The following is a 21,803-nucleotide window of genomic DNA, read 5'->3' as shown; positions in this document are numbered from 1 at the left end:
TTGTTTAAAGTTTCAGCGAATACAATGCTATTCTAGCTTTCTCTGTCTGCTTTGTACATTCTCTCGGATTTATCCAACTCTAACTCTCGGATTTACCAAATTCTAACTCTCGGATTTACTCAAGCCTGACTCAGCCAAAAGTTCTCGCATTCACCCGCAAGCCCGCCGGGGATTTAAATCCCCGTCTTATAGCAAAAGTCGGTTAAAACCGACTGCCAACCTAAATTAGATTGTGATAAATTTCAGTCCTCTTTGAGAGGACTTTCGCTATGAGACAGGGGTTTTTAACCCCTGTCGGACAGTGCGACAGACCACTAAGCCGATTTACCCAATTTCAACTCATTTACAACAATGATTAACCGCCTCCAAATAATAGCCAGTTATCCCTTTCCTTTACGTGTGATAATTTTCCTATTAATCTTGCTAGCAATTTGGCTGCCCCTAGCAGCACCAATTTACTTGTTAGTTAAAGATAGCAACCTTGCAACTATTCTCACTATGGCGCTGTTGTTTACAGAGTTTCTATTTTTGGTGCGGATCTGGGGAAAAAAGGTTTACGGACAAACCCAATTACTCAAAAGTTACGGTTTAATCAATACGCGAAAAAACGGTTTTGAGCTTTTAATCGGATTGGCGATCGGGCTTTTGCTCACTTTTAGCTTATTTGCGGTGCAAGGACTGTTCGGCTTAGTCGCGTGGCAAAATTCTGATAATTTGCCGAGAATCATCGCAGAAGGGCTGTTAAGCGCCCTTGGAGTCGGTTTTGCGGAGGAGTTGGTATTCCGAGGTTGGTTGCTGGACGAGTTGCAGCGGGATTACAATTATAGAATATCTCTGTGGGTGAATAGCCTGGTGTTTGCCCTATCTCATTTTATCAAACCTGTGGCGGCCATGCTGCAGAGTTGGCCGCAGTTTCCGGGGTTGTTGTTGCTGGGTTTGATTCTGGTTTGGGGAAAACGATCGCGCCAAAATCGCCTCGGTTTGTCGATCGGGCTTCATGCAGGTTTAGTCTGGGGATATTACATTATTAACATCGGGCAGTTAGTGCGATATTCGGCCTCTGTTCCCGATTGGGTAACAGGAGTTAACGGCAATCCGCTAGCTGGGGCGATCGGGCTGTTGTTTTTGAGTGTCTTGGCTGTGGGAATGCGAAAAATGTCCCAACAATCCAAGGGTTTCGAGTAAGGACGAATAGTCCTTATTTCAGACTGCTTTGAGGACTAAACTCCTCACTACCAAACAACTTATTACGAAATTGATAAACTTATGAAACTCAGCATCTTTGCCATTGCCACACTGTTAACTTATCCAGGTTTATTTGCTCCCGCACAGGCGCAAAATCCAGCACAAATAAAGCAAAATAATTCTTTAGTTCAAGTGCAGCAAACGCCAGAACAAATTATCAATGCTTGCGTGCAGAATCAGGCTGAAACTCTGCCCAATCCTTTTACCGATGTACCTTCCAATCACTGGGCTTACAAAGCTGTTTTGACAATGTATTATTGCGGGGCTTACCGAGAAGGGATGAACCCTGCTTTAATTAAAGAATCACTGGAATCTGGAGATACTACTAGAGAAAGTTTGCCTTCCCGATCGCCCTTTCCCAATTTCCCATTACAGCCTTTTCCCGTAATTAATTAAAGAATTACTGGAAGCGGGATATCCTACTACAGGAAGCTTTTATTCCCGATTACCTTTTCCGCATTTCCCATTACCAAGATTTTAAAACTCAGCCCGAACCGTAAACGAATAATCCCCGCCCGGTTCAAGCTGATAATCCCATTTTTCTAGAAAACGGTGCAGCGGTTCCTGAATCAATGCCCTACCCTGAGAAGGCTCAAGAATCAGTGTTTTTTCTGACGTGAAACGCCACTGAAACTGCCACTCAAAATTGCCGGCAGTGACTTCACCCTCAATCGTGCCTTTTTGCCAAGATTGGCCAGTAACCCGGACATATGCAGTTGTTTCAGGCAAACGTCTCGAACTCACCTTTTTGTTTCCGCGTTTGTTTCTGCAATTGTGCGACTATTGTAAAGGCTCATGGCTTTTTCTACTCCTTGGTGCAGACTTAGTTCCACAGCTTCTACAACCAGTTTAAGCACTTTCTCTACTAACTGACTTTCCTCTGAGGAAAATTTTCCTAACACGAAGGAAATCGTATCTTTCTCATTTTTAGCAGCATCGTTTTGAGGTTTGCCGATGCCAATCCGCAAGCGAGGAAATTTGTCTGTGCCCAAATGAGAAATTGTCGATTTCATGCCGTTGTGTCCGCCGGCCGAACCGGCAAGACGCATTCTCAATTTCCCGATCGGCAAATCCATATCATCGTATACTATTAATACCGACTCCGCAGGTATCTTGTACCAATCCGTCGCCGCCCGAATCGCTTGACCCGACAGATTCATGTAAGTTAGAGGTTTCAGCAAGCGGATTTTCTGTCCCCGCGGCCGGTTTCCCTCGCCAAATATGCCTTGAAATTTGCGATTTTCCGACAGAGAAATCTGCCAAGATTTAGCCAAGGCATCAACAGCATTAAAGCCGATGTTGTGTCGGGTGCGATCGTATTTAGGTTCGGGATTGCCCAACCCAACAATTAGCTGGGGAATCACTAACTCCGCTGGTGTTTCCGACTTCTGAGTGTTGTTCATTTAACTCTCTGTGCTATCTTCCTTGGGAGTAGCCGCCGTGAGTTTTTCAGTTGCCGGTTTGCTGCTAGTTGCTACTGCTTCTTCTAACTGCTTAGCTTCCCGCGTGAATTCCGACTCAAAATCCCGCGAAGCGTCTTGAAAGCCCCGAATTGCTTTCCCCATACTCCGACCGATTTCAGGTAATTTTTTCGGGCCAAATACCAATAGGGCGATCGTAAAAATAACGGCCATTTCGGGCAAACCAATGCCAAAAATATTCATGGTTTTTCTCCAGCAATTTGTTTAGTTACTTTTTGTTTATTTATGGCAAAAGTAATCGGAAAGGGTAAGGAAAAACGGGAAAACTTAGCTTTTGCCCTTTCTCCTCAACCCTCAGCTTTTACTTTTAGCCTTACTGTTTTGCGATCTAGTTTTAGCGGCCGAGACTCGACCAATCCATATCCACACTCTCCAGAATCAGAGAAGAGTTGTAGATTTGCAAAATAATCAACAAGAACACGAAAAACAGTCCAATGAACACGCTCATCAATAGCGTGGTTCCCCAGCCGGGGGCTACCTTGCCGTATTCCGAGTTAAGGGGTTTGAGTATATCTCCTAACCAAGTCCGTTGTGCCATAAGTCACCTGAAATGAATCTCTACAGAAAAGTTTGACATATTTCTACCGCTAATTGCGATCGCAATTTCTCAGAAATGCCACCGGGGGACTCGCAAAACGGGGAGTGGGGGCTGGCTGCCATACCGTACAGCGCCTAAAATCACGAGACTTTCAGACGGATTGTTATTTTTTGTAATATTATAGAGTGGAGCACTCATAATCGATCAAAAATATGGAACCTGCAGCAGTTCTTGGCATTTCACTGGGCGTGTGTCTGGTGGCTATCACCGGTTTCTCGATCTACACGGCTTTCGGCCCTCCCGCTAAGGAATTGAGAGATCCTTTTGAAGAACACGAAGACTAAAGAAGAAGGAAGGCACAACACGGATTCGGACACGGATACACGGATGAATTTAAGTGTGTTTCCAGATATCTCCTATTCTCGGTCTCTCCCTCTCTCCCTGGTAGATATTCTTCTAGGGGCGGGAAGGGAGTGATGCTGTGAGGCGATCGCCTGTCGTCGTCTACTCGTCAATGGTATATTTTTCATAAATACAGTAAATCTCTATTCCATTTAAGCTAAAAATTATTAGGTTTCAGGGCAAAGCATAATGGGCAATACCTTTGGGCATTTATTTCGGATATCGACATTTGGGGAATCTCACGGCGGCGGTGTGGGAGTAGTAATTGACGGGTGCCCGCCCCTGGTGTCGATCGACGCATCGTTCATTCAAGCCGAACTCGATCGCCGCCGCCCTGGTCAAAGCAAAATTACTACGCCCCGCAAAGAAGCAGATACCTGCGAAATTCTGTCGGGGGTGTTTGAAGGCAAAACTTTGGGAACGCCGATCGCAATTTTAGTCCGCAATCAAGACACTCGCCCCCAAGATTACGGCGAAATGGCGACAACTTACCGCCCTTCTCACGCTGATGCTACCTACGATGCTAAGTACGGAATTCGTAACTGGCAAGGCGGAGGTCGCAGTTCGGCGAGAGAGACAATAGGTAGAGTAGCAGCAGGGGCGATCGCCAAAAAAATTCTCCAACAAGCAGCAGGAGTAGAAATAGTCGGCTACGTCAAACGCATCAAAGACTTAGAATGTGTCGCCGACCCGGACACTGTTACCTTAGAACAAGTAGAAAGCAACATCGTTCGCTGTCCCGATGCCGAATGTGCCGAAAGAATGATTGAACTGATCGAAAAAGTTCGCGACAGCGGAGATTCGATCGGCGGTGTAGTCGAATGCGTCGCCCGCAATGTACCAAAAGGGCTGGGAATGCCCGTATTCGATAAACTCGAAGCCGACTTGGCCAAAGCCATCATGTCCTTGCCCGCCAGCAAAGGCTTTGAAATAGGTTCCGGGTTTGCCGGGACTCTGCTCAAGGGCAGCGAACATAATGATGAATACTATACTGATGATAAGGGTGTAATTCGTACAGTGACGAATCGCTCTGGCGGAATTCAGGGTGGCATTGCTAACGGCGAAAATATAATTTTGCGGGCGGCATTCAAGCCGACTGCGACAATTCGCCAGCAGCAGCGCACCGTTACCCGAGAAGGCGAAGAAACGCTGCTGGCTGCCAAGGGACGGCATGACCCTTGTGTTTTGCCAAGAGCTGTGCCAATGGTGGAAGCAATGGTAGCTTTAGTGTTGTGCGACCATCTGCTGCGCCATCACGGACAATGTGGAACCTTAAAGCCTGAATTTTAAAATGGAAATCAGCTTGTCCTCAGTAGCGGCAAATCCCCTTGATTGCCCTCAACCCTCCGAATCAATAAAAGGTATAGATGATTTTGTAGTACAGTTTTGGGGCGTGCGGGGCAGTGTTCCGACACCCGGACAGGAAACTGTTCGCTACGGCGGCAATACTTCTTGTTTGGAAATGCGAGTCGCTGGCAAACGCTTGATTTTTGACGGCGGAACAGGCTTGCGGATGCTGGGAGACCAGTTGGTGCAAGAAATGCCCGTGCAAGCTTATATGTTTTTTACTCACTATCACTGGGATCACATTCAAGGTTTCCCGCTGTTCGCCCCAGCTTTCATCCGCGGCAATAGCTTTGATATTTACGGCGCGACTCCGCCGGATGGAGATTGCATGAAAAGGCACTTCGTTGAACGGGTGCTCCACTCGAATTCGCCGGTGCCGCTGATGGGTTTGCAGGCAGATTTGAATTTCTACGAACTCAATCACAACCAGACGATGATGCTGGACGATATTGAGATTAGGACGGGTTCTCTGAATCACCCGAATACTGCTATGGGATATCGGGTGACTTGGCAGGGACGATCTGTGGTTTATTGTTCGGATACTGAGCATTTTCCCGATCGACTAGATGAGAATGTCTACAATTTAGCCCTCGACGCTGATGTGCTGATTTACGATGCGATGTACACAGACGAGGAATATCACAACCCCAAGTCTCCGAAGGTGGGTTGGGGACACTCGACTTGGCAGGAAGCGGTGAGAATGGCTAAGGAGGCGCGGGTGAAACGAGTGGTGATTTTTCACCACGATCCGGCTCACACAGACGATTTTCTCGATCGCATCGCCGAAGATGTGCAAATTGCTTTTCCGAAGGCTGTCATGGCCCGCGAGGGTCTGATTTTGCCGATCGGCTTCTGAAAAGTCGCCCTTGCCAGAGCGATCGAACCATCAACCGATCGAACCATAATTGTTATGTGAATATGTGGATCTGGGGCGAAACCAGCTCCACAATTTTTTTGAATACGCAGCAAACTCTTAAGTGCATGGTATAATTCTTGCTTGTTAAGTTTTTAGGCAGATTATTTAAGGTTTTTTTTATTCTTCAACCGCGTCCGCAAGACGCCAAGACGTAAGATAATTGGAGGATTGCCAAGGGTGAAAAGGAGACAGTTTTGAATGTCAACAAACACGGGGAGGCGAGGCTCTCGCACGCCTGAGTGCTAGTCTGAGGCCAGTAGACTTCCAGAAGCCTTGTTACAGATTAATTATTAAGGACAAAAACTGAAGTTATAGCTCGGATCAAATAAAAGCGCGATCGGTTTTTTGGGCTCATGAATATTGACAACTCTCAAAAGCTAATAGCTTTTAGGTACAAACTGAGAAAATTTTCAGCAGTCAATTTGACTAACCAGAAAGAAACGATCGCTCTGGCGTTTGGCAGTAGCTGCGGCAAGCGAATGTTATGACTTGACTATCAAAATGGGAAATTTACGTTTTAGATCTTCAGCACATCAATACAGATGGATTGCCCTAGGCAGTTTTGCTGTAATTATGGGTATTTCAGGCGCCCTGGCCTACCGCCTCGCCCCGCCCCCCGGATTCATGGCTCAAGGCACTCTCAGTTCTAATAATCCGCCAGTCAAATTTTCGACCACGGGCACGACAATTCTCAAGCAGGGAGAGCAACTCACCCCGGAGGTTCTCCTAGCAGATAATGTTGTCAAAGCAGTGGCAGATGCAGTTAAGCTGTCGCCCCAGCAAGTTCGACAAAATGCTATTGTCAAAATTTCTAAGCCGGAACAACCCCTAGAAATTGTGGTTGGGTATCGCTCGCTAGATCAGGAGCAAGCAATCAAAACGGCGGATATGTTGATGAAGGGCATGGTTGAAAAAAGCCGCCTGATTAACAGATATCGGTGGCAATCAGTCAATCAGTCACTCAACCAACGCTTGGCACAAGTCACTCAAGACCTGAAACAAGCTCAGCAAAAACTCGACCAATACGAAAGAGAGCGCGCTCGTCTGTTGCAGCAAATGAAGCTTCAGCAAGACTTTTACAACAAAACTCAGCTTGCAATGGCGGATACGCAAGCGTCGGAAAAAGAAATGGTTAGCAGTTTGGCCGCCGCTACAGTGCCGCAAATTGTGGCGACGCCTACGAGCGATCCGACAGTGCCTCTGATTTTGGGAATTGGCTTGCTGCTAGCAATTTTGGTCAGCCGCGGTTTGATTCCTTCTGTGGCGGATTGGAGGTACAAAGCAGCTTTTCAGCGAGAAGAGAGCGAAAGGCTCCAAAGTGCTTTGTACCGATTGATCAAAGAAGGCCGGGGCGAAATCACTCTGGTGCGGTTTGCGATGGAAACGCGGCTGTCGCCGGATGTCGCTCAGCGTTTTTTGAACCAACAAGCTGAAGTTTTTAATGCCAATTGCGAAATTAAAGACGACGGCAGCATCTTGTATCACTTCCACATTTAAAGGGCTGGGGGCGATCGCGCTTCCCAGAAAAATTTAGCCGATCGAGTCATCACTGCTCGATCGGCTTGTTTTTTTCTTAATCTGATATCTTGCACCATTGTCAGCAACAGGCTTTTCGGCCTGTTCCACAAAATATAAATTTTCTTGTGGAACAGGCCGAAAAGCCTGTTCATAAAAGACTAATGGAGAATGGTGCAACATCTCAGTTAATAGGACTTATATCAGGTTCGGTCGATCGACTATCCCCCTCTAGGTAGGCGCGGGTTTACCGGATCTATAACTTATACTACTACTACAGATTTTGGTGAACCCGCCGACGCGAGCTGGCGTTGCGGTGATTTTACGTGACATAATATTAGGCTCAACCCGGTTTCTTAGGTTGTAGGATGCCCCGGAGCTAAAAATTGCTCGATCGACAGAGGTGTTGAATAACGTAGAACACCCGAAGATTGTGCCAGTGCGTCCCAGACTGGCTAAAAAATATTTTTTTTGTGTTCCGCTTGCTTTTTTCTTAAATATATGTACACTTATAAAAAATAAGTAAATCTACGGTTGCTTTTTACCGGACTTACCGGATTAAGGGTACTTTATCCTTAAATATTTCTTAAGGTAGAGCTCAACTCAGTAGAAATGCTGTAGTATAGAACAATAAGCGATTCAGGGATGTTATGTAGTTTCACATCAGAAACTCGATCGGGCAAAAGCCTAGAATCAAACTCCCCGACTGAAAGGGTACATTTTCATATTGAACTTTTGTAATCACCTAGAGGCTAAATCATGATTTTTGGAATAATTGGTTCAACTTTCCTAGCTTACTTTTTGCTAATGTCGGTAGCTAATTACGGCGACACTGGAATGTAGATTAGTTAAGGCACTTATGCACGGAGACATAAGGCAGCAAGCAAAAAAAGCTGTTTGACAACTTCTTGACAAGTTCGATTAAGTCTCAGCTTCAGCCAACTCTGTCGTGTCACAGTAGTGTCCGATCAAACAAAAAAATGGATGAAGGAGTCGTTAAGTACCGTTGTGATTGGGAAGAGGCAGGCCCTGTAGCTGCCACCAACATAACAGATTTGATGGACTGGCGCGATCGGCTCCACTCTTGGGGATTAATTGGCGTCTACGAAAATGGCATAGGGTTTGGCAACGTCAGTGTCAGACTCGGTAATTCTTGCCAATTCGTGATTTCGGGAACCCAGACTGCACACTTGAGGAATCTGGGGCCAGAATCATACTGTACTGTTACCGAATTTAACTTAGAACAAAATTACCTTGGCTGCCGGGGGCCCGTACAAGCTTCGTCGGAGTCCCTAACTCACGCGGCCCTGTACCTTCAGAGAGAGGAGGTGGGCGGGATAATTCATGTCCACAATCCTAAGCTATGGCAGCAACTGCTGTTTAAGATTCCTACTACTAGAAAAGAAATACCTTACGGCACTCCCCAGATGGCCTTAGAAATGTTTAGACTTTTTGAGGAGGAGAATTTGGCCGATCGCAAAATTCTGGCGATGGCCGGTCACGAGGACGGCATTATCTGTTTTGGCGGCACCGTGGACGAAGCTGGCAAAGTGCTTTCGGCTGCGATTAATGAGATTGGAGTTGAGCGTTGATCTCTCGAACGGTTGATCCATCGCCTCGGTTGTGGTAAAGATCGAGCATCAAACTCTCGCAACCAGCTCAAAAATTGCCAAGTGCCTCTTGCCTCTGTGGTAATGGAAAGATATTCTAAATAGCAGATATATACTAGATTTAATCGTAAAAGCTGAGAGTCATTGTCAGTAACCCAGCCCTAAAGGGACTGAGCTTGGTCGCGACTGATTGAGCAAGCTGTACTGACCAGCCTAAGACTTTAGAGGTCTACGTTATTTGGGTCACGACACCGGAGAATGCGACGCTAGTTTTCCGCTCTGTCGCTTGTAGTTAAACAGCCTTAAGGTCACTGAGGCAGTGCTGCAAGCTTAACAAGCTCTTATAACATTGGCGAAGCGAACATTACCCCGAAAGGGAGCCGGAGATAACCATATCTCCACAGAGGGGTAATTATACCCCTCTACCCCTCGCCGGAGGGGAAAGCGGATTCAAGGCTGTGGTCACGCTCGCCCTTCGGCTTCGCTCAGGATAAACTCCGTCGAATGTATTGAAACCGCCCGTGTCGTTTACCTCTCAGGGCTAAAGCCTCTGAGTTTCCCACTTACCGAGCATTCTTATGAATCAAACTAAACTTGTAAGCTCAAAAGAACTGCAATCAGAGGTATCTCGTCTCACCGAAGAGCTGCAAATGCGCGACCAATTGGTGCAGCAGTTGTCTCAAGAACTTTTCCGGCTGGTGAAGGGCAATTCTAATTTTGTGCCGGCGCCGGAAGTTTCCGATCGCCACCAAGCTCAAATGCAGGCAATGCGGGAACAACTCCAAGCTGTTGAAGAACAGGTGGGTTTTTATCAGGAACAAATCGCCGAACGGGATGCTGAGGTTTACCAACTGCGGCAGTCGGTGCAAGAATTGACGGATCGCTCTCGGATGCTAGAACAGGTAGTGCAGGAATTGCCGGGGGTTTACCGCCAGAAGTTTGCCGAGCGGCTCGATCCGATTAAGGAAAAGTTGGATCAATTGCAAAAGGAAAACCGTCAGTTGCACACTGAGTTGCAAAGCGTAACTTACCGTCTCGCGGTGCGGAGCCGCAAGGCTAAGGGCCTGGATCTGCCGAGCGTCGATGAAACGGACGATCGGGGAATTCAAATGCCGAGCTTTGGCAATGTCTAAGGTTTTGATTGTGGCGGGTGGTGAGAAAGATTCGGCCGCAAGTCTCTCCGCGGCGATCGCTCAATCTGATCCTTTAACTGAAGTCAATATCTGTGGGGTTTCTGAACTCGATTCTGGCGCGATCGCTCCGGGTGGGGCGATCGTTTGTCCTTTGACGCTGGATGTGCCAGAAAATCTGGTTTTTCCTGCTCAAGATGTGTTTCGATTTTGTAGCAATGTTTCCGCAGCGCGCGATCGAGTGTCCCAGGAGTTGCTTTTTCCCGTCGGCGGTGGCAATTTTTGGCTGCCTGTGGTGTTGACGGCAAAGGGCCCACTGTATGCTGAGGCGATCGGTGGGGAACCTTCTAAGCAGTCTGGCGAGTTGAGTTACTCTCAACCGGTGCATTTGTCGGATGTTTGGCGACAGCAGTTGTATGAGTTGGCTTACCGCTTGCTGAATCTTTTAAATGCGCCGCCAGCGACTTATTTGATGCAGTTCGGGTTTGTAGGGGAAAGGATTTGTTTCGATCGACTTTTGCCTTTTCCTGCTGCACCTGCGATCGCTTCTGTCGGCGTTCAAGTGCCGGATTTATTTCTTTGTCATTGGTATTGCTTGACAAATAAACCTATTTATGATATTGAGATTCACTCTGCGGTTGCTTGAAGTCTCTGGGAAACTTGAGATTTAAACTCGGTATCTCATTTTAATCAAGCAACTAAAGCCGGAGTTTCAGTGGAGATAACTTGCTCGAAACTGTCGAAGATTTCAAAGAGTTGGTCGAGTTGAGTAATTTCAAAAATTAGCTTGACTGTCGCTGAGAGGTTGCAGATGACGAGGCGGCATCCCCGGTGGCGGGCGGCGTTGAGTCCGCCGACTAAGGCGCAGATCCCGGAACTGTCGATGAAATCTACGGCAGCCATGTCTATTACCCAGAGTTTGTGGCGATCGGGCACAATCTCGGCTAGCTGTTGCTGGAGGAGGCTGCCGGCTTGGGAGTCGAGGCAGTTGTGAGGTTGAAGGACGATGGGTGGGTTGAAGTTGGGAGATTCCATAGCAGTTATCCTAGGATCGTAAAGTATGAATAAGTTTGTTTAGTTGCTGACTCTCTTAAGAGACTCAGGGGATTTCAGCGTATGTTTTAGGATTGGCGATCGCCCTTGTGGGAATCGGTGGGGAGAGCCGTTGTGATAAATTTAGGAGGAAAACTGGCTGGCGATCGCGCGGAACGCAACTGCAACAATTCTCTATTCATCTAGTATGCCTGAAAGCCTAATTTTTAGTTGGGCCAGCGATCGCGACAACAGTGTGTTTTTCATCACAGCGAAAGATTGCACTATTGGCTGAATCGAGCCAATATATAAATGTATTGAGCTTTGCAAAAGTTTACGAAGGCAGTATCGAATGTCTTTTGAGTTTTTATCGTTAGAGACTATTCAGCAGTTTGCGCGTGATTACGGCTACTGGGCAGTATTTCTGGGAATTTTGCTGGAAAATCTGGGAGTTCCTCTTCCAGGCGAGACTATTACGATTGCTGGCGGGTTTTTAGCTGGCAGTGGGGAACTGAATTACTGGTATGTACTCGGCAGTGCGATCGCTGGTGCTACATTGGGCGGGAATTTTGGTTATGCGATCGGCAGGTACGGCGGCTGGCCGCTGCTGCTGAAGCTGGGACAATTTTTCCGCTTTCGAGAAGAACAACTGTTTGACTTAAAAGAACAGTTTAGCAAAAATGCAGCTAAAGCCGTATTTTTGGGCCGTTTCATCGCACTGCTGCGAATTTTTGCTAGCCCCCTAGCAGGTATTGCAGAAATGCCTTTTTGGAAATTTTCGCTGTTCAATGTTCTGGGTGCTGCAAGCTGGGCATCTGTAATGGTAAGTTTATCCTACTTCTTGGGACAAGTTGTGTCTTTAGAAAAATTGGTAGCTTGGGCTGCTCAATTTGCGGTATTTGCTTTGCTGTTAGCAGTTGCTTGGATTGCAATTCCTATTTGGTTGGAGGCGCGGACTTTGGACAAGACTAAGTAGGGTTGCAATCCGTTACCCAAAAAACTCAAGATTCTTGTGGAACGGGCCGGAGAGCCCGTTCTTTATAATATTTGAACATACGAGCTTAAACTTACATTTTGTGCCAAGATTAGCCACGGGCTAGAAGCCCGTTCCACACACAATAAACTTTGTTGTAAAAAAAAACTAAACCATACATTTATAATAGGTAGAAATCATGGGATACACTACAATATTTGACGGAATATTTCATTTAAATAAACGGTTATTAGACAGCGAAGCTATTTACTTATTAGAGTTTTCTCGCACTCGACGGATGAAGAGAAATCCGGCGATTTTGCAAAGTATTCCCGATCCGGCGAGAACAGCGGTGGGTTTGCCTGTGGGCGAAGAAGGCTGCTATTTTGTCAATGAAAAATGGGATGAAGACTCCGAAGTTTCTGTTGTTAATTACAACCGCCCGCCGAAGACTCAGCCCGGATTGTGGTGTAAGTGGATTCCTACTGCTGACGGCGGGGGGATTAAATGGAGCGGCGTAGAAAAGTTTTATGATTATGTCGAATGGTTGCAGTATCTGATCGACAATTTTCTTAAACCTTGGGGTTATGTTTTAAATGGCGAAGTGAATTGGCAGGGGGAAAGGGAAGAAGATATAGGTACGATCGTAGTTGCCAGCAATCTGATTATTTTGCCAGAAGGTGCTGAGGAATTGTTGAGGTATGCAGTGTCGCCGGTATCGGTGCCAAAGTTTGTTTGGGATTGTTTGAATGCTGTGCAAGAGGCGGGAGTTAGCCTGACAATTTGGTATGAGGTAGTCGATCGATCTGTGGAGTTGGGACACGGGGAAGCTGCGCTGTGGATTAAGCCTAATATTGAGAAGTATTTTGATGGTTTGAAGCGGGGTTTTGAGTTTGAGGGGAATATCATTGAGACGACAGATTTTGTGTTGTGAGCAGTAGTTTCGATTTGTGGATGATATAGCCATAAGATGACTATGGTGGCTCAGAAACCGGGTTTTTTACGAAATACTTCGTTAGAGCATCGCAGATTCGGGAAAAAACCCGGTTTCTTTGGTCGGAGCGGGTAAGTCCTATATAATTGTAAGTACGATCGTCCGAGGATGTACTATGACAACATCAACAGAAATTCGCGAAGAAGTAGCTCAGGACAAAGTTGAGGAAAAAGTACAGATTTATTACTCTCCCGAAGAGTATTTAATGCTGGAAGAGGGGGCAAAATTTAGAAGTGAATATCAGGATGGCAGGATAATCCCTATGACAGGCGGAACACCGAATCACAATCAAATAGCTGGCAATTTTTATGGGACATTAAATTTTGCTACCAAAGGACAACCGTACCGAGTATTTATCAACGATTTGCGTTTGTGGATACCGTCGAAGCGGGTTTATACTTATCCTGATGTGATGTTGGTGGCGGGTAAGTTGGAGTTTGCTGAGGGTAGGAAAGATACGATTACTAATGCGGTGATGGTGGCTGAGGTTTTATCCGAATCGACGGCGGATTATGACAGGGGCGGGAAGTTTAAACTTTTTCGCACGATTCCTACTTTTCGAGAGTATGTTTTGATAGATCAATACGAGATGCACGTCGAACATTTTTGTAAGACCGATGATAATAAGTGGGTTTTGTCTGAGTATGATGGTGCTGATTCGGTGTTGAGATTGAGTTGCGTGGAGTTTGAGATGCGGTTAGGTGATATTTACGATCGTGTGGATTTTGAATCTGAGTCTGAAGAGTGAGCGATCGCCCTCGAACAATTTGATTAAGTAATATTATGTTCGACCAATTTACCCTAGTTCTTGTAGGGGCGGGTTCACCAACAATACCTGCCAATAATTAACAATCTCAAAAACCCGCCCCGGCCGAGATATCGCGAGAGTTCGACAGGACATAAGGATCGAATTAAGCGAGTAGATTCACGTAGAATCCCAGAAGCATTATGAAATCTGAAAAGTCGGCTATTAGCTATAATATCGGTCAAAAATGGGCTGTGACTCTTTGCTGCGAAGCAGAAAAAAAAATGGAATTGAGAGTTGCAAAAATCGTTGGGTATTTAGACAAAAATTATCTCTTAAAGCAATGGGCAATATCTGATATTGAAGCTACGGGCAGTTACGGCAATTGCTTGACTACGCGGTGTAATAATCAGGAAATATTTCAAGTATCTACTTCTGATTTGTTGGAGGTAATGAGGGAAGAAGGTCAAGTTATTGAATTAAATGCTAGTTTGATAAAAGATGACGAAGAAGTGTTTAAAATATTGAGTCGAGATGGGGTTTCAATTGATTTACTTGGCAGCGGGGAGATGATGCCGCTGACGGTTTTGGGGAAGTATGTTTATGTTGACAAATAACTGTTTATGTGGTACAGGACGTGGGAGCGATCGCACTTCAAAAAGCTCGATCGCTATAATTGACAGAATGCTGCGAACAAGGGAGGAGAAGAAGTGCGATCGTAATTATTTGGCGCGTTTGCTGAAAGGCGATCGCTTACTAAAACCCAAACACTTTAGTAATCAATGGCAGTAGATTATTACAGAATTCTAGGAATTGTGTGGCTTGTGGTACACTTTTTATAATTCGTCCGAGCATCCTATTTGCTGTTTTGGCTTTATTCTTCATTTCTGGATCATTAGGATTTTGAGCAGCATCAGCTAACTCTTTTACTTGTTCTAAAGCATCCTGTTTGTCGTCATCAATCAAGTTTGGATCGGCTTCAATTGCTGCTTGGAGTTGGGTAAGTAACTCTTTGATTCCGGGTTTATCGGCTTCAGAGGATGAAGGTAACTCGTTGATAATGTTTGATACATTTCCCGTAGAATTTCCTCCTATGAAGTTGCCTCCAACACTGCCACCAACATAATTTTTCGATTGTTCTTCCATGATTTTTTCCTAGTTTAATTGACGATCGATCTTGAATGTAATTCAAATGTGGTTCAATAGAACAGCACCTTTATATCTTATTTATTACATCTCCCATAGCATTACGTCCTATGAAATTACCTCCAATACCTCCTTCTATTTTGATCGAGTTATCGTTTGAATAGACTACATAACGACCTTCTTCATGGCTTTCCATGAAATCATATAAGACTGAAACTACTCCTTTTAACCCTCGCATATCACTGGTAACAAATATTGGCAATGGAGAACCTGAATTTAGGTATAATTTAAGACCGTATGTTAGTGGCCAAAACGTATTATAAAGAAATGCGAGAAATGTGACAAATATCATAGCGAATCCTGCACTTTTTTCTCCACGATCATCAGTATAAAAAACAAATAGAAAAAAGCCAACTATAAAGAATAACCCAATCAATGGCACTGGCACTTTAAAGGTCCGAACAGGGCATACGCCAAAACCTGTGACGTTACGAAACTGATAGACATCTGAACCAAATTTAACTGTATTTTTGGTGATTTCTATGGTGGCATTCTTGATCTGTCTGTCAATATTTTGTGATGTGTTATTTCCACTCATCATTATTTTTTGCAACAATTTAAACATTAACCTGCTTCCTCCATAAATGAAATCCTTGGGACTACCACTTAATGCTATTGCCATTGACAATACTCCGGACAGTTTTCCAATATGATGAGATCGCCAGCCCGCTAGCTGAGTGCGCTCCTCTTCAGGGGCTGCCCTAACGACGTATTTACGTCATCCTAGCTGTATTGCGATCGGTAATCAATCTTGTTATTCCCGCTCGCCCGCAACGAAATTTCGAGGTTTTGAGGTTTTTCTTCACCACCTTGACGTGGGCTAGAGGGCGATCGCGATCCCACACAAGTGAAAAAAGTGAGTACGACCTGAACCCAAAATAAACAGAAAAATACGAAAAACTTCAGTGAATCTACAGCGAAATCTGACGATCGAAGTTAACCTCAGCGGTGCAAATCTGAGCGGAGCCAACTTAAGTGGAGCTAGATTATTCGCAAACTTAAATGAAGCTGATTATGTTCAAACTGATTTAGATAAAACAATAAATGCTGATAGTGAAACTAAATTATCTGGCTCAGAAAACGAAATTAACTGGAACGGTTTTCGCCTTCACTCCGACGCACAAGTAAAAATTGCCGAAATACTCGATCGCACTTCCACTCTCTTCATCCCCAACTCCCAACTGCGACTGACAACACCCGCCGGGAGACAAAACCAAGAAGCTGACTTTCTGATATTCCACCAAAACAAGTTAGGGATACTGAAAATTGACAGTGGATCATCCCATCCAAACGCAACAGAAGATGAAATGTGCCAGCTTTTCATAGATTCTGGCATCAGTCTTGTCAAACATTACGATGCTACCCGATGCAGCGAACAACCCGATCTAGTTGTGCAGGAGTTTTTGGAAAATTTGAGTCAGGTACAAGCCTAATCAGGTGTTTTTTATTTAAACTGTGATACAAACATTACCTTGGCTTTTGATATTTTCTCACTTCAACAATTAACAATCCTTCATTTTATAGTCGATGTAATAAATAGTATAGCTGTTCAATTAATTTAAACCTTCTGGGTAAAATTTTACACTAATTCACGGAATTAGTTTTGAATTATACCGTATTTAAAGGCACAACAGCTTATTTCACTTTCATTTAAATTTGTAGCAACGAGTCATCTGTTGTGAATTCCTTTTTCTCTTTCTTCCTCTGTGTCCTCTGCGTCCTCTGCGGTTACTTTCATAATTATAAATTTAACCGCAGATATACACAGATGAAGGCAGGTTGAGATTGTCTGTTAACGCATAAAACAAAGCCAAGCAATCTTCACCCCCTGCGATTGATTCCTACTAATTATCCACGATCAATTCTCCTTTCCCCTCAATCACTTCCCCGATCGCCCAAGCACCAATTCCCTGAGACTCAAACCATTTAACAGCCTGTTCTACTTCCCTCGAATCGAGCAACAGCACAAACCCAATCCCCATATTAAAAGTATTGAACATATCTGCTGGGGCAACTTCGCCCGCTTCAGCAATCCACTGGAAAATGGGCAAATTTGGCCAGCTATTGCTGTCAATTTTCACAGATTGATTAACTCCCAAACAGCGGGGCAAATTTTCCGGCAAACCGCCGCCCGTAATGTGAGCCATGCCGTGAATTTCTAGACCGCTCTTAATTGCTTCGAGGACTGGTTTAACATAAATTGTAGTCGGAGTTAACAGCACTTCTCCTAAACTTTTGCCACCTAACTTTTCGGGTTGGGAATGCCAATCAAAACCCAGATCGCCCGCAATTTTTCTCACCAAACTAAAACCGTTGCTGTGCACGCCCGAACTTGCCAGCCCCACAGCCACATCTCCCACCTGCACCCGCGAACCGTCCAACAATTTGCTCTTTTCGACAATTCCCACACAAAAACCGGCCAAATCGTACTCACCCGCTTGGTAAAAACCGGGCATTTCTGCCGTTTCTCCTCCGAGTAAAGCACAGCCCGCTTGCTTGCAACCGTCAGCAATGCCGGCCACCACCGCAGCTAATTGTTCGGGATTTAACTTTCCCGTGGCTAAATAATCGAGAAAAAAGAGGGGTTCGGCCCCGGATGTCAGCACGTCGTTGACGCACATCGCCACCAAGTCGATACCTACCGTGTCGTGCCGATCGAGATTGTGGGCCAATTTTAACTTAGTCCCAACGCCGTCAGTACCCGAAACCATAATCGGCTCTTTTAAGCCCTCCGGGACGCTGAAAAACCCGCTAAACCCGCCGAATCCGCCCAAAACTCCCGATCGGTGCGTGCTCTTAACCATACTCCCGATGCGCGAGACAAAAGCTCTGCCCGCCTCAACATCCACACCTGCTTCTCGATAATCCATAAGTCCGCCAAATCGATTTCTTCTAATTTTTAGTTTATTCCCATAACAGTTGACAAACAGCTTTTTTAAGACTAGCCATTCGGCAGCCCACAAAATACACTAAAGTTTTGTAAAGTTTTGTAAAGTTTTCCGTAATGGCTGAAACGGCTGTAAGCCTTGGAACTAAAGGATTTTATGATAGAGGGTTTTGAGAAGATTTGATGAAGATTTGGTGAAAATCGCGATCCCAGCGATCCCCAAGCACAAAAGTTTGTGGTAGTCTGTTGCAGTTCGTGAACAAAACACAAATTGCGAATCGAGTATGAGTTGTCAAGTGTCAGGGAAGTTTCCGCCAATTTTTTTGGGGCGGAAGCATTAAAGCAAAAACGCACCCGGATACTTTGCTTTGACTCACGGGGGAATGGCGAAGGGCAAGAGAGAAATCCTTGACGCCCGCCGCCAAATGGCCAATCCTCCAATCTCGGTTGGCAATGGCTATTCACAAAAATGGACGTATGAAGGAAAAATTTGTTGGTGGTCTACTCGCTGTCCTGTTAGTTCCTATGGTAGGAACGGCATCCTCTTGTCACGCACAAGCCACAGGTGCCGACAACCAAAACTCTCAGGTTTCCGAGCAAGTAATTGCCACCCAACCGTCCCGGCAGTTAAACGCTACTCGGGTCGAAGCGCAAAAAGTCGGACAGTATCAGTATCAAGCAAGAGCTGAAATTGCCCGAGACTCGATCGCCAAAATTCAGCCCCACGACTTAGGCGGGCGACAAGCAGCGACAGTCTACGTGCGAAACATTCCAGTCATCACCTTTCTGAACGCCAATCCGGAAACAAACACCCCTTTGGGAGAAACTGGCAACAGCCAAGTCGGTGCTAGCAGTCCGTCAAAAGTAGCGGGCGCAAGAGAAAATCCCAAAGTCGGAAACATTGCCAGCAACTCTAGCAACCAAGAACCCGATCCAGTTTGGCGGGCATCAAGCTTAGCAGCAAGACTCAATCAGCTAGCCCGCAACAACATCGATCCCAACAGCATTACCGTTAAGTGGGAAAAAGGCGATCGCTACATTATCCAGGCAAACGGCGAGGACTTGGTAAAGATCAACGCCGAAACCATCCTCCCCGACACCACCAGCAACTTTAGCCGAGACGCCCTGCAAGCAACCAATCGCCTCCGGCGACTTCTGGGCAACGCCCCACCCCTGGAAGAAGTCGCAGGCAAACCCCAACCAGAACGCTCCGTGCTGTCTCTGGGCCCAGTTCAAGTGCGGCTTAGCGGCTGGGCTTCCTGGTACGGCCCGGGATTTGACGGCAACCTCAGCGCCAGCGGCGAACGTTTCAACCAAAATGATATGACCGCAGCCCACCCAAATTTGCCTTTTGGAACGAGAGTCATGGTGAGAAATCTCGACAACGGCCGCACTGTAGTCGTCCGCATTAATGACCGCGGCCCCTATGTGGGCGATCGGCTCATTGACTTGTCCGCCGGCGCCGCCAACGTGCTAGGAATGATCAGCAGTGGCGTAGCCAGAGTGGAAATCGAAGTGATCGAACCGCCGCAGCAAACAACTGGTGGACGCTGAACGGTAGTCTAAGGCAGAATACAAAACTTATCCGCAGTGTAGAAGGCAGAAAGTAGAATAAAACTGACATCTTGTACCATTGTCAACAACGGGCAAGATGCCCGTTCCACAAAGAATGAGTTTTCTTGTGGAACAGGCCGAAAAGCCTGTTCCTAAACAAGTAATTGAGAAGGGTGCAAGATGTGAGATAAAACTGACATCTTGCACTATTCTTTGTGGAACAGGCCGAAAAGCCTGTTCTTGACGGTGGTGCCAGATGTCAACTCGAACAAATTCTGACAAATAAACTCTGCATTCTGCCGAATGCCTTCAGGAGATTCTACCGGTGCGCCTGTTTACTACCATTGCAGCACTTCGCTGCTACTTAAATTTACAAAAGTCTGCTGCACCTCATTTGACAGTCGGTTTAGTGCCGACGATGGGAGCTTTGCACGCAGGACATCTGAGCTTGATCCAGCGGGCCAGGCAAGAAAATGCGATCGCCCTGGTCAGCATTTTTGTCAACCCGCTGCAATTTGGGCCGACAGAAGATTTTCAAGATTATCCTCGGAATTTCGAGCAAGACCGGCTGTTGTGCGAACAAGCAGGGATTGATGCCATATTTGCTCCCTCAGCAACGGAAATGTTCGGCCATCAAGCAGTCGATTCCCTACGGGATAGCTTCGCTTCACACACAGAAACAGAGAAAACCGCCCAAAAACAGATAGAGATTCACCTTTCATCCTTAACTCAAGTAGTGCCGCCACCGGCGATGACATCTGTTTTGTGCGGCAAAGCAAGGCCCGGTCATTTTCAAGGCGTCGCGGCAATTGTTACTAAACTTTTGAGTTTGGTGCAGCCGACAAAAGCTTATTTCGGTCAAAAAGACGCCCAGCAGCTAGCAATTATTCGGAAGCTGGTCTTTGATTTTAACTTGCCTGTAGAGATTGTCGCTTGTCCGATCGTCCGCGAAGAGTCGGGACTGGCAATGAGTTCTCGCAATCAGTATTTAACAGCAGAGCAAAAACAGCAAGCCTCCGTACTCTACCGCGCCCTGCAACAAGCCTCGAAAACTTTTTCTTCAGGCGACCGCACCGCAGCAGCAGCACTCGCCGCAGCCCACGCAGCAGTCGCAGGAGAGCCCGCAGTCAAGCTCGAATACGCCGAACTCGTCGATCCCCACACTTTGACGCCCTTGCAGGTTGTGGAAACAGCCGGACTTTTAGCCGTGGCCGCCAGAGTTGGCTCTACTCGTTTGATTGACAATATAATTCTCAGGAACCGCCGGCCCATTGTGGCGATCGACGGCCCGGCGGGAGCAGGCAAATCTACCGTAACTCGCCTTGCAGCAACAGCTTTAAACTTGTTTTATCTGGATACCGGCGCGATGTATCGGGCGCTGACTTGGCTGGCCTTGAAAACAGACACGCCGATTTCCGACGAATGCGCGATCGCCGAATTAATCAGTTCCAGTTATTTAGAATACAACCTCGATCCCGCATCAAAGATGTTGAAGATTAACGGCGAAGACGTAACCGAGGCAATTCGCAGTTTGGAAGTGACATCCCGCGTCTCGGAAATGGCGGCAATTCCCGCCGTGCGGCAGTTTCTGCTGGAGGAACAGCGGCGCTGCGGCACAAAAGGCGGAATTATAGCAGAAGGCCGCGATATCGGCACTAACGTGTTTCCCGATGCGGAAGTGAAGATTTTTTTGACGGCTTCGGTACAAGAGCGATCGCGCCGGCGGCTGTTAGAACTTAAAGATAGCGATCGGGCTAATATTAGCTTGGCCCAATTGGAACAAGACATCGCCTTGCGGGACGAAAAAGACAGCACCCGCGAGGTTGCACCTTTGCGTAAAGCGGCAGATGCTGTGGAAATTCAAACAGACAATCTGACTGTTGCTGAAGTTATTGATCGGATTGTCGGCTTGTACAAAGAGAGAACTGGCCCTAAAAATTAATTTTAGGAGTGGCGGGCGGGCGATCGCCCTCATATCAAATTTGGTTAAACTCACATCTTGCACTATTCTCGCTTAACAGGCTTTTCGGCCTGTTCCACAAAGACTAGATTTTCTTGTGGAACAGGCCGAAAAGCCTGTTCCTAAAAAGCTTATTGACAATAGTGCAACATCTGACGTTAAACCAACTTGCAGTGTCAGGTAGGGACGCGGGTCGAAGCCAGCCCAGTCCCTAAGAATATCGTGCCATTAATCCGATTTGAGCGCCGTCCCCCTAGCTGGGGAAAAA

General features: G+C 46.3%; 25 protein-coding genes. 16 read left to right on the top strand and 9 right to left on the bottom strand.

What is annotated here, in order from left to right; genetic code table 11:
• Positions 1–351 precede the first annotated feature (351 nt).
• A complete protein-coding gene (locus tag QT973_RS14900; protein WP_333054597.1) occupies positions 352–1,185 on the top strand; it encodes a type II CAAX endopeptidase family protein in 834 nt (277 codons plus the stop codon).
• A gap of 81 nt (positions 1,186–1,266) precedes the next feature.
• The gene (locus QT973_RS14895; protein ID WP_333054596.1) at positions 1,267–1,641 is read left to right on the top strand and encodes an S-layer protein; all 375 of its coding nucleotides are present in this window, start codon (positions 1,267–1,269) and stop codon (positions 1,639–1,641) included.
• An 81-nt stretch (positions 1,642–1,722) separates the two neighbouring features.
• On the opposite strand, the gene QT973_RS14890 is transcribed toward QT973_RS14895, so the two are convergent.
• The 4 genes from QT973_RS14890 to psbH all read right to left on the bottom strand — a co-directional run bounded on the left by QT973_RS14890 (position 1,723) and on the right by psbH (position 3,264).
• Positions 1,723–1,989, bottom strand: coding sequence for a DUF3146 family protein (locus QT973_RS14890; RefSeq protein ID WP_332958583.1), 267 nt, complete (start codon positions 1,987–1,989; stop codon positions 1,723–1,725).
• Positions 1,986–2,648: an aminoacyl-tRNA hydrolase gene (gene pth / locus QT973_RS14885; protein WP_015176009.1), complete on the bottom strand. Its 663-nt coding sequence runs from the start codon at positions 2,646–2,648 to the stop codon at positions 1,986–1,988. Before pth ends, QT973_RS14890 begins: the two co-directional genes overlap by 4 nt.
• Entirely contained in the window at positions 2,649–2,909 is a 261-nt protein-coding gene (locus QT973_RS14880; protein ID WP_333054595.1) for a TatA/E family twin arginine-targeting protein translocase, read from the bottom strand.
• Positions 2,910–3,060: 151 nt separating this feature from the next.
• Positions 3,061–3,264, bottom strand: a complete 204-nt coding sequence (gene psbH / locus QT973_RS14875) for a photosystem II reaction center phosphoprotein PsbH (RefSeq protein WP_015176007.1) — start codon at positions 3,262–3,264, stop codon at positions 3,061–3,063.
• A 212-nt stretch (positions 3,265–3,476) separates the two neighbouring features.
• On the opposite strand from psbH, the gene psbN reads away from it, so the two are divergent.
• From psbN to QT973_RS14855, 4 genes are all read left to right on the top strand, one after another.
• The gene (gene psbN / locus QT973_RS14870) at positions 3,477–3,608 is read left to right on the top strand and encodes a photosystem II reaction center protein PsbN (RefSeq protein ID WP_190742515.1); all 132 of its coding nucleotides are present in this window, start codon (positions 3,477–3,479) and stop codon (positions 3,606–3,608) included.
• Between the two features lie 247 nt (positions 3,609–3,855).
• Positions 3,856–4,956 (top strand): chorismate synthase, encoded by a 1,101-nt coding sequence (gene aroC, locus QT973_RS14865; protein WP_333054594.1) that lies wholly within the window; start codon positions 3,856–3,858, stop codon positions 4,954–4,956.
• Between the two features lies 1 nt (position 4,957).
• Positions 4,958–5,869, top strand: a complete 912-nt coding sequence (locus QT973_RS14860; RefSeq protein WP_333054593.1) for an MBL fold metallo-hydrolase — start codon at positions 4,958–4,960, stop codon at positions 5,867–5,869.
• A 633-nt stretch (positions 5,870–6,502) separates the two neighbouring features.
• The gene (locus tag QT973_RS14855; protein ID WP_333054592.1) at positions 6,503–7,426 is read left to right on the top strand and encodes a hypothetical protein; all 924 of its coding nucleotides are present in this window, start codon (positions 6,503–6,505) and stop codon (positions 7,424–7,426) included.
• Here QT973_RS14855 and QT973_RS14850 read toward each other — a convergent pair.
• A complete protein-coding gene (locus QT973_RS14850; RefSeq protein ID WP_333054591.1) occupies positions 7,423–7,599 on the bottom strand; it encodes a hypothetical protein in 177 nt (58 codons plus the stop codon). The genes QT973_RS14855 and QT973_RS14850 overlap by 4 nt on opposite strands.
• 825 nt (positions 7,600–8,424) lie before the next feature.
• On the opposite strand from QT973_RS14850, the gene QT973_RS14845 reads away from it, so the two are divergent.
• The 3 genes from QT973_RS14845 (at position 8,425) to QT973_RS14835 (ending at position 10,830) form a co-directional block, all read left to right on the top strand.
• The gene (locus QT973_RS14845; RefSeq protein ID WP_333054590.1) at positions 8,425–9,036 is read left to right on the top strand and encodes a class II aldolase/adducin family protein; all 612 of its coding nucleotides are present in this window, start codon (positions 8,425–8,427) and stop codon (positions 9,034–9,036) included.
• Between the two features lie 596 nt (positions 9,037–9,632).
• Positions 9,633–10,187 carry an Npun_F5560 family protein gene (locus QT973_RS14840; protein ID WP_333054589.1) on the top strand — a complete coding sequence of 185 codons (555 nt, stop codon included), beginning with the start codon at positions 9,633–9,635 and terminating at the stop codon, positions 10,185–10,187.
• The gene (locus QT973_RS14835; RefSeq protein ID WP_333262402.1) at positions 10,180–10,830 is read left to right on the top strand and encodes a hypothetical protein; all 651 of its coding nucleotides are present in this window, start codon (positions 10,180–10,182) and stop codon (positions 10,828–10,830) included. The genes QT973_RS14840 and QT973_RS14835 overlap by 8 nt, the downstream gene beginning before the upstream one ends.
• Positions 10,831–10,874: 44 nt before the next feature.
• Here the strand turns inward: QT973_RS14835 and QT973_RS14830 are convergent, their stop codons facing one another.
• On the bottom strand, positions 10,875–11,219 hold the full coding sequence (locus QT973_RS14830) for an STAS domain-containing protein (protein ID WP_333054586.1): 345 nt from the start codon (positions 11,217–11,219) through the stop codon (positions 10,875–10,877).
• A gap of 349 nt (positions 11,220–11,568) precedes the next feature.
• Between QT973_RS14830 and QT973_RS14825 the strand changes: the two genes are divergently transcribed.
• The 4 genes from QT973_RS14825 to QT973_RS14810 all read left to right on the top strand — a co-directional run bounded on the left by QT973_RS14825 (position 11,569) and on the right by QT973_RS14810 (position 14,545).
• On the top strand, positions 11,569–12,192 hold the full coding sequence (locus QT973_RS14825; protein ID WP_333054585.1) for a DedA family protein: 624 nt from the start codon (positions 11,569–11,571) through the stop codon (positions 12,190–12,192).
• A 196-nt stretch (positions 12,193–12,388) separates the two neighbouring features.
• Complete coding sequence (locus QT973_RS14820) at positions 12,389–13,123, top strand: hypothetical protein (RefSeq protein ID WP_333391610.1); 735 nt, start codon at positions 12,389–12,391, stop codon at positions 13,121–13,123.
• A gap of 175 nt (positions 13,124–13,298) precedes the next feature.
• The gene (locus tag QT973_RS14815; protein ID WP_333391608.1) at positions 13,299–13,931 is read left to right on the top strand and encodes a Uma2 family endonuclease; all 633 of its coding nucleotides are present in this window, start codon (positions 13,299–13,301) and stop codon (positions 13,929–13,931) included.
• Positions 13,932–14,131: 200 nt separating this feature from the next.
• Positions 14,132–14,545, top strand: a complete 414-nt coding sequence (locus QT973_RS14810) for a hypothetical protein (RefSeq protein WP_333262393.1) — start codon at positions 14,132–14,134, stop codon at positions 14,543–14,545.
• 139 nt (positions 14,546–14,684) lie between these two features.
• On the opposite strand, the gene QT973_RS14805 is transcribed toward QT973_RS14810, so the two are convergent.
• Together QT973_RS14805 and QT973_RS14800 are read right to left on the bottom strand one after the other, a co-directional pair.
• Positions 14,685–15,074: a hypothetical protein gene (locus QT973_RS14805; RefSeq protein WP_333233550.1), complete on the bottom strand. Its 390-nt coding sequence runs from the start codon at positions 15,072–15,074 to the stop codon at positions 14,685–14,687.
• A 70-nt stretch (positions 15,075–15,144) separates the two neighbouring features.
• On the bottom strand, positions 15,145–15,756 hold the full coding sequence (locus QT973_RS14800; RefSeq protein WP_333233551.1) for a hypothetical protein: 612 nt from the start codon (positions 15,754–15,756) through the stop codon (positions 15,145–15,147).
• A gap of 283 nt (positions 15,757–16,039) precedes the next feature.
• On the opposite strand from QT973_RS14800, the gene QT973_RS14795 reads away from it, so the two are divergent.
• Positions 16,040–16,567: a pentapeptide repeat-containing protein gene (locus QT973_RS14795; RefSeq protein ID WP_333391605.1), complete on the top strand. Its 528-nt coding sequence runs from the start codon at positions 16,040–16,042 to the stop codon at positions 16,565–16,567.
• 411 nt (positions 16,568–16,978) lie between these two features.
• Here the strand turns inward: QT973_RS14795 and purM are convergent, their stop codons facing one another.
• Positions 16,979–18,004, bottom strand: a complete 1,026-nt coding sequence (gene purM, locus QT973_RS14790; RefSeq protein WP_333262387.1) for a phosphoribosylformylglycinamidine cyclo-ligase — start codon at positions 18,002–18,004, stop codon at positions 16,979–16,981.
• 494 nt (positions 18,005–18,498) lie between these two features.
• Between purM and QT973_RS14785 the strand changes: the two genes are divergently transcribed.
• Both QT973_RS14785 and QT973_RS14780 read left to right on the top strand, forming a co-directional pair.
• On the top strand, positions 18,499–19,575 hold the full coding sequence (locus QT973_RS14785; RefSeq protein WP_333054576.1) for a septal ring lytic transglycosylase RlpA family protein: 1,077 nt from the start codon (positions 18,499–18,501) through the stop codon (positions 19,573–19,575).
• 325 nt (positions 19,576–19,900) lie between these two features.
• Positions 19,901–21,517 carry a bifunctional pantoate--beta-alanine ligase/(d)CMP kinase gene (locus QT973_RS14780; protein WP_333211377.1) on the top strand — a complete coding sequence of 539 codons (1,617 nt, stop codon included), beginning with the start codon at positions 19,901–19,903 and terminating at the stop codon, positions 21,515–21,517.
• Positions 21,518–21,803 lie beyond the last annotated feature (286 nt).

This window comes from Microcoleus sp. Z1_A1 (assembly GCF_036700305.1).
In the GTDB taxonomy this organism is placed as follows: Bacteria; Cyanobacteriota; Cyanobacteriia; order Cyanobacteriales; family Microcoleaceae; genus Microcoleus.
This window is presented reverse-complemented; position numbering and strand designations above follow the sequence as displayed.